The 7635-nt window shown below is 66.2% G+C and carries 7 protein-coding genes; all 7 read left to right on the forward strand.

The window, feature by feature from the left end; translation table 11 throughout:
* The first annotated feature begins 201 nt into the window (after nucleotides 1-201).
* The 7 genes from proB to IC50_RS08225 all read left to right on the forward strand — a co-directional run bounded on the left by proB (nucleotide 202) and on the right by IC50_RS08225 (nucleotide 7388).
* A complete protein-coding gene (gene proB, locus IC50_RS08195; RefSeq protein WP_035702854.1) occupies nucleotides 202-1323 on the forward strand; it encodes a glutamate 5-kinase in 1122 nt (373 codons plus the stop codon).
* A 219-nt stretch (nucleotides 1324-1542) separates the two neighbouring features.
* Nucleotides 1543-2850, forward strand: a complete 1308-nt coding sequence (locus tag IC50_RS08200) for a glutamate-5-semialdehyde dehydrogenase (protein WP_035702857.1) — start codon at nucleotides 1543-1545, stop codon at nucleotides 2848-2850.
* 19 nt (nucleotides 2851-2869) lie between these two features.
* On the forward strand, nucleotides 2870-3514 hold the full coding sequence (locus IC50_RS08205) for a nicotinate-nucleotide adenylyltransferase (RefSeq protein WP_035702859.1): 645 nt from the start codon (nucleotides 2870-2872) through the stop codon (nucleotides 3512-3514).
* A gap of 197 nt (nucleotides 3515-3711) precedes the next feature.
* Nucleotides 3712-4068, forward strand: a complete 357-nt coding sequence (gene rsfS, locus IC50_RS08210; protein ID WP_035702860.1) for a ribosome silencing factor — start codon at nucleotides 3712-3714, stop codon at nucleotides 4066-4068.
* 110 nt (nucleotides 4069-4178) lie between these two features.
* The gene (gene rlmH / locus IC50_RS08215) at nucleotides 4179-4661 is read left to right on the forward strand and encodes a 23S rRNA (pseudouridine(1915)-N(3))-methyltransferase RlmH (protein WP_035702862.1); all 483 of its coding nucleotides are present in this window, start codon (nucleotides 4179-4181) and stop codon (nucleotides 4659-4661) included.
* 34 nt (nucleotides 4662-4695) lie between these two features.
* Entirely contained in the window at nucleotides 4696-6033 is a 1338-nt protein-coding gene (locus tag IC50_RS08220; protein ID WP_035702863.1) for a murein hydrolase activator EnvC family protein, read from the forward strand.
* Nucleotides 6030-7388 (forward strand): S41 family peptidase, encoded by a 1359-nt coding sequence (locus IC50_RS08225; RefSeq protein ID WP_035702865.1) that lies wholly within the window; start codon nucleotides 6030-6032, stop codon nucleotides 7386-7388. The genes IC50_RS08220 and IC50_RS08225 overlap by 4 nt, the downstream gene beginning before the upstream one ends.
* Nucleotides 7389-7635 lie beyond the last annotated feature (247 nt).

Consider the following 7635-nt stretch of genomic DNA (forward strand, 5'->3'; position numbering starts at 1 on the left):
TTTCCTCTCCAGCCTCGTTTTTGGTTGCCGGCATTAGAACCGGAACGGCGTCCAAGACAAGGCCGCCGTCGGCCGTCTACCCTGTCGCCCGCCTTGCGCCGGCCATCGTCATGCTGCAAAAGCAGTCCTCACCGGCGCCGCCTTTCGCTCCGCCGTTTCTCGATGCAGAGCCATTCGTCACACGCGCCAGCACATACACACATGGCCAGCCCCGAACTCAGTCAATTCCGCCGCATCGTCGTCAAGGTCGGCTCCGCGCTGCTGGTGGATTCCGACAAGGGCGAGGTGCGGGCGTCCTGGCTCGCCGCGCTCGCCGACGACATGGCCAAGCTGCACAAGGAAGGACGCGACGTCCTCGTCGTCTCCTCCGGCTCGATCGCGCTCGGCCGCAGCCGGCTCAAATTGCCGCGTGGTCCGCTGAAGCTGGAAGAGAGCCAGGCCGCCGCCGCCGTCGGCCAGATCGCGCTGGCCCGGATCTGGTCGGAGGTGCTCGGCGCCCACGGCATCGGCGCCGGGCAGATCCTGGTGACGCTCCAGGACACCGAAGAGCGCCGCCGCTATCTCAACGCCCGCTCCACCATCGGCAAGCTGCTGGAATGGCGCGCGATCCCCGTGATCAACGAGAACGACACGGTCGCCACCAACGAGATCCGCTACGGCGACAATGACCGCCTCGCCGCGCGCGTCGCCACGATGGCGAGCGCCGACCTTCTGGTGCTGCTCTCCGACATCGACGGCCTCTACGACGCCCCCCCGAAGAACAACCCGGACGCAAAGCTCATTCCGGTGGTCGAGAGCATCTCCTCCGAGATCGAGGCGGTGGCGGGAGATGCCGAGTCCGAACTGTCGCGCGGCGGCATGCGCACCAAGGTGGAGGCGGCCAAGATCGCCACGACGGGCGGCACGCACATGCTGATCGCCTCCGGCAAGATCGAGCATCCGCTCCAGGCGATCGCCGATGGCGGCCGCTGCACCTGGTTCCTGACGCCGGCCAATCCCATCACCTCGCGCAAACGCTGGATCGCGGGCACGCTGGAGCCGAAGGGCACGCTGACCATCGATGCCGGCGCGGTGACCGCACTGCGCGCCGGCGCCAGCCTGCTGCCCGCCGGCGTGATCAACGTCGAGGGCCAGTTCGCCCGCGGCGATGCCGTGATCGTCCGCGGCCCCGACGCCAGCGAGGTCGGCCGCGGCCTGATCGCCTACGACGCCGAGGTCGCCGATCGGATCAAGGGCCGCTCCTCCCCGGACGTGATGGCCATCCTCGGCATCAGCGGGCGATCGGAGATGATCCACCGCGACGATCTGGTCGTGGGCGGGTAGCCCCTTTGCTCAGTCATTCCGGGATGGTCCGAAGGACCAGACCGCGACTGCGCGCCGGGGATCTCGACATTTCGGTGCTGACGCACCGCCGCGGAATGCGATCGGACTGGGCCATTGAACCAACTGACCCGCCATCGGGAGACCAGCCATACCCTCCCCACCCTTCGCAAAAGCGGGATTTCCGTGCTAGGACACCGCCTTAGCAGAAGGTTGAACCCCATGGCCGCCCCCCTCAAAGCCGTTGACGGCAATGCCGATCGAGCTGGCGATCTCTTGGCGCTGATGTCCGATCTCGCCGCCCGTGCTCGCGCTGCCGCGCGCGTGCTGGCGCTGGCGCCGCCGGAGCAGAAGAACCGGGCGCTCGAGGCCATGGAGCGGGCGATCCGCGCAAACTCTGCTGCGATTCTCGCTGCCAATGCCGAGGACGTTGCGGAGGCCCGCGCTTCCGGCAACGCCACCTCCTCCTTCATCGACCGCCTGACACTGACCCCGGCGCGCGTCGAAGGGATGGCCGAGGGCATCGGCATCGTGCGCGGCATCGCCGATCCGATCGGGGTCGTCACCGAGAGCTGGCAGCGGCCGAACGGCATGACCATCGAGCGCGTGCGCGTGCCGCTCGGCGTCGTCGGCGTGATCTTCGAGAGCCGGCCCAACGTTGCGGCGGATGCCGGCGTGCTCTGCCTGAAGTCGGGCAATGCCGTGATCCTGCGCGGCGGCTCGGACAGTTTTCGCTCGTGCCGCGCCATCCATGAGTGCCTGGTGCGGGGCCTGCGCGAAGCCGGCCTGCCCGAAGCCGCGATCACGCTGGTGCCGACGCGCGACCGCGCCGCGGTCGGCATGATGCTGTCGGGCCTGAACGGCGCGATCGACGTGATCGTGCCGCGCGGCGGCAAGAGCCTCGTCGCGCGCGTCGAGCAGGAAGCGCGTGTGCCCGTGTTCGCGCATCTCGAAGGCGTCAATCACGTCTATGTCGACGGCAGTGCCGACCTCGCCATGGCGAAGTCGATCGTGCTCAACGCCAAGATGCGACGCACCGGCGTCTGCGGCGCGGCCGAGACGCTGCTGGTCGACCGAGCCGCCGTTGCTGCGAACCTGAAGCCGCTGGTCGAGATGCTGCTCGATGCCGGCTGCGAAGTACGCGGCGACGACGCCGTGCAGAAGACCGATGTACGGGTCAAGCCCGCCGGCGAGGACGATTGGGACACCGAATATCTCGACGCGATCATCGCGGCGAAGGTGGTGGACGGCGTCGACGGCGCGATCGCACATATCCAGAACCACGGCTCGCATCACACCGATGCGATCGTGAGCGCCGATGAGCGTGCGGCGAAGAAATTCCTGAGCGAGGTCGATTCTGCGATCGTACTGCACAACGCCTCGACGCAGTTCGCCGATGGCGGCGAGTTCGGATTCGGCGCCGAGATCGGAATTGCCACCGGCCGGTTTCACGCCCGCGGCCCGGTCGGCGCCGAGCAGTTGACGAGCTTCAAATATCGCGTTCACGGCACCGGACAGACCCGGCCGTAGACGTCGCGAGGCGCGGGCATTGAGCAGCAATTTCGTCGTGCCGCGTTTCGTGGCCCAAGCGGTTCCGCCCACCACCAAGGGCATGCGCATCGGCCTGCTCGGCGGCTCCTTCAATCCGCCGCATCAGGCGCATCGCGCGATCAGCCGGTTTGCGCTCAAGCGATTGCAGCTCGATCGCGTCTGGTGGCTGGTGACCCCCGGCAATCCGCTCAAGGAGAACGGCACGCTGCACGAACTCGGCGCGCGCATGCAGGCCGCGCGCGACGTCGCCAACGATCCGCGCATCGAGGTGAGCTGTCTCGAATCCGTCATTCGCACCCGCTATACTATCGACACGATCAACACCTTGCGCCGCCGCTTCCCTGGCTTGCGCTTCGTCTGGATCATGGGCGCCGACAACCTCGCTCAATTCCACCGTTGGCAGGACTGGCGGCGCATCGCCGCCCAGGTGCCAATGGCCATCATCGATCGCCCCCCGGAGAGTTTTCGCGCCCTCGGCTCGCCTGCCGCTCAGGCGCTATCGCGCTACCGTCTGCCCGAGGACAAGGCGGCAGGGCTTGCGGATCGACGGGCTCCGGCCTGGGTATTCCTGACCGGATTGAAGCTGAACCTCTCCTCGACCGGCCTGCGGAACCCGGACGGCAGCTGGAAAGGTACGAAGTGAGACGAAGTGTGCGGGCTGGAGGCTCTCTGGCATATTGAAACCCTTAACCCCACATGATGTAGTGTAACCAGTGAGCGTCGGATTCGGCGTTCGCGATACAGTGAAAGGAATGGTCCCTGACCACATCTGTATTGTCCAAGCCTGTTTTACCCAAGGTTGCCAAGCCTACGCGTAAAACATCGACCAAAGCTGCGGCCTTGAAGGCGCAACCCGACGCCGACAAGACGCTGAGCCTGATCCTCTCCCGCCTCGAGGACATGAAGGCGGAAGAGACGGTCACCATCGACCTTCGCGGCAAATCGGCGTACTCCGACTACATGATCGTCACCACCGGCCGGGTGAACCGGCACGTCGGCGCGATCGCGGAAAACGTCACCAAGAGCCTCAAGGAAAACGGCGTCAAGAACATCCATGTCGAGGGCTTGCCCAATTGCGACTGGGTGCTGATCGATTCCGGCGACGTGATCGTGCACGTGTTCAGACCCGAGGTCCGCGAGTTCTACAATCTCGAGCGATTGTACACGCAGGGCCCTGGGGCGGCGAAGGCGATCTAGGCTCATCGAGCCGATTTCGAATCGGCTGACGCGCATGCTAGCGTCGTGCGCGCGCTTGTAGCGCGCGGTCTCGAAGCGCGACCCTGAAGATATCAGACCCTGAAGATATCATGCGTGTTGCTGTCATTGCGGTGGGCCGGCTGAAGCAGGGCCCCGAACGGGAGCTTGCCGATCGCTATTTCGAGCGGTTCGACGAGGCCGGCCGCAAGCTTGGATTCCGCGAGCTCAGCATCCACGAAATTCCCGAGAGCCGCGCGCGCGATGCTGCGACACGGATGGCCGAAGAGGCCACGGCGATCTCAGCGCATGTTCCGGAGAGATCCATCCTGGTGACACTGGACGAGCGCGGCCAGAATCTCGATTCCACCGTATTCGCACGGCATCTCGGGCGCTGGCGCGACGAAGGCGCCGGACATACTGTCTTCGTGATCGGAGGGGCGGACGGACTTTCGCCCGAATTGCGCCGTAAGGCCAAGCTCGCGATCGCGTTCGGCTCTGCGACCTGGCCGCACCAGATGGTCCGCGTCATGCTTCTGGAACAGCTTTATCGGGCCGCCACCATTCTGGCCGGCCATCCCTATCACCGCGCGTGATGCGCGCCACAACGAGCAACTTTGCTGAGAAGCGATGCGAGCGCCGATTCTCAACCTGCTGCTGATCGCCAACGTCGCCGGCGCAAGCCTCGCGCAAGCCCAGACGGCAACGCCGGCGCCGCAGACCGCAGCCGTCTCGCCCGACGCGATCAAGCAGCGTGAGCAGGAGCTGGAGGCCGCGCGCGCCAGGCAGAAGAGCGCGGAGGAAGCGCAGGCCAAGCTCAAGGCCGAGATCACCGCGCTCGGCCAGGACCGCACCCAGCTCAATCAGCAACTGATCGAGACCGCCGCCAACGTGCGCACCGTGGAGACCAAGATCGACGAGGCAGAAGCGCGACTGCGCGCGCTGAACGACCGCGAGCAACAGATGCGCATCTCGCTCGATTCGCGCCGTTCCGACATCGTCGAGGTGCTGGCGGCCTTGCAGCGCGCCGGCCGGCGCGCGCCGCCGGCGCTGCTGGTGCGGCCCGAAGATGCGCTGCAATCGCTGCGCACGGCGATGCTGCTCGGCGCCGTCGTGCCGGAATTGCGTGGCCGTGCCGAGAAGATCGCGGGCGAGCTCGGCGAGCTCGTGGCCTTGCGCAAGACCATCGCCACCGAACGCGACCAACTCGCCGCCGACCGCGACAAGGTCCGCAACGACCAGACCCGACTCACCGCCCTGGTCGACGAGCGGCAGCGCCAGCAGGCGGCACGCGAGAAGGACCTCGATGCCGAGAATGCGCGCGCCATCGCGCTCTCGAGACAGGTCGGCGATCTCCAGGGGCTGATCGCCAAGATGGAGCAGGATCTGCAAAGCGCCGCCAGGGCCGCGGAGAAGGCGGCTGAGGCCGCCAGGCAGGCCGAAGCCAAGGCGGCCGCCAGCGCCAATACGAGTGCCAAATCCGGTCCGGCCGCCTTCAAGGACCGGTCCCGCACGACCCCGGCGATCGCCTTCGCGTCGGCCAAGGGCCTCCTGCCTCTCCCGGTTAACGGTAACAAGATCAGGGACTTTGGCGGTTCCGACGGGGTCGGCGGGGTTCAGAAGGGCATTTCGCTGGCCACCAGGCCCGGCTCCCAGGTCACGACGCCGTGTGACGGCTGGGTGGTCTATGCCGGCCCATTCCGCAGCTATGGACAACTCTTGATCCTCAATGCCGGGGGCGGGTATCATGTCCTGATCGCCGGGATGGAGCGCATTTCGGTCAACATCGGACAGTTTGTGCTCACGGGGGAGCCGGTCGCGACCATGGGGTCGACATCTCAAGTCGCCTCCATTCTCGCCACGAACGCGAGTCAACCTGTGCTGTATGTCGAGTTCCGTAAGGACGGCACTCCAATCGATCCAGGCCCATGGTGGGCCGCAAATGAAGGCGAGAAGGTTCGCGGATGATGCGCAAGACTTCAGTAATCCTCCTCAGCGCCGCCACCGGTGCGGCGCTGACGCTGTTCGTGACCCAGCCGCGCGCGGTGTTCATGGGCTCCAGCGCGCGGGCCGCCACTGCGGACACCTATCGTCAGCTCAATCTGTTCGGCGACGTCTTCGAGCGCGTGCGCTCCGACTATGTCGAGAAGCCCGACGATACCAAGCTGATCGAATCCGCCATCAGCGGCATGCTCACCGGCCTCGATCCGCATTCGAGCTACATGGACGCCAAGAGCTTCCGCGACATGCAGGTGCAGACCCGCGGTGAGTTCGGCGGCCTCGGCATCGAGGTCACGATGGAAGACGGCCTGATCAAGGTGGTCTCGCCGATCGACGACACGCCGGCCTCCCGCGCCGGCGTCATGGCCAATGACATCATCACCAATCTCGACGACGAGGCGGTGCAGGGCCTGACTCTCAACCAGGCCGTCGAGAAGATGCGCGGCCCGGTCAACACCAAGATCAAGCTCAAGATCATCCGCAAGGGTCAGGACAATCCGATCGACATCACCCTGGTGCGCGACAACATCCGCGTCCGCTCGGTGCGCGCGCGCGTCGAGCAGGACGACATCGCCTATATCCGCATCACCACCTTCAACGAGCAGACCACCGAAGGCCTGAAGCGCGAGGTCGCCAACCTCTCGAACCAGATCGGTGACAAGCTCAAGGGCTACATCATCGACCTCCGCAACAATCCAGGCGGCCTGCTCGAGGAAGCGGTCACCGTCTCCGACTCGTTCCTGGAGAAGGGCGAGATCGTGTCGACCCGCGGCCGCAACGCCGAGGAGACCCAGCGCCGCACCGCGCATGCGGGCGACCTGACCAAGGGCAAGCCGGTCATCGTGCTGGTCAATGGCGGCTCTGCCTCGGCGTCGGAAATTGTCGCCGGCGCGCTGCAGGACCACAAGCGCGCGACCATCGTCGGCACGCGCTCGTTCGGCAAGGGCTCGGTGCAGACCATCATTCCGCTGGGAAGCGGCAACGGCGCGTTGCGGCTGACCACCGCCCGCTACTACACGCCGTCGGGCAAGTCGATCCAGGCCAAGGGCATCGTGCCCGACATCGAGGTGCTCCAGGACGTGCCGGACGAGCTGAAGTCGCGCACCGACACCAAGGGCGAGGCTTCGCTGCGCGGCCATCTGAAGAACGACGGCGACGAGAAGACCGGCTCGCAGTCCTACGTCCCGCCCGATGCCAAGGACGACAAGGCACTCAAGCTTGCCGGCGACCTGCTCCACGGCATCAAGAACAGCGCCTCCGCCGCACCCGCGCCCGGCGGCGACAGCAAGGCCACGGCCGACAAGCCCAAGGCGGCGAACTAAGGCGGCGAACTAAGTCGACGCCACGCGCGGTCTCACGATCTCACGAAAAAAGGGCGGCTCTTCGAGCCGCCCTTTTTGCCTGGAACTCCGCCGTCCCCGTCCTATCCCGGCCTGCCGCCGCTTGACCGCGGCGTGGTATCGTCGGCTGGAGTGATTCGGGATCTCGCATGACTGAAACGGCCGATGATCTGAGCGCCCCGCTCGGACAGGACAAGCCGCGCCGGAAACGCCGGCTGCGGCCGCCGTT

Origin of the sequence: Bradyrhizobium genomosp. I (2014), from assembly GCF_000261685.1 — a bacterium.
Lineage (GTDB): Bacteria > Pseudomonadota > Alphaproteobacteria > Rhizobiales > Xanthobacteraceae > Bradyrhizobium.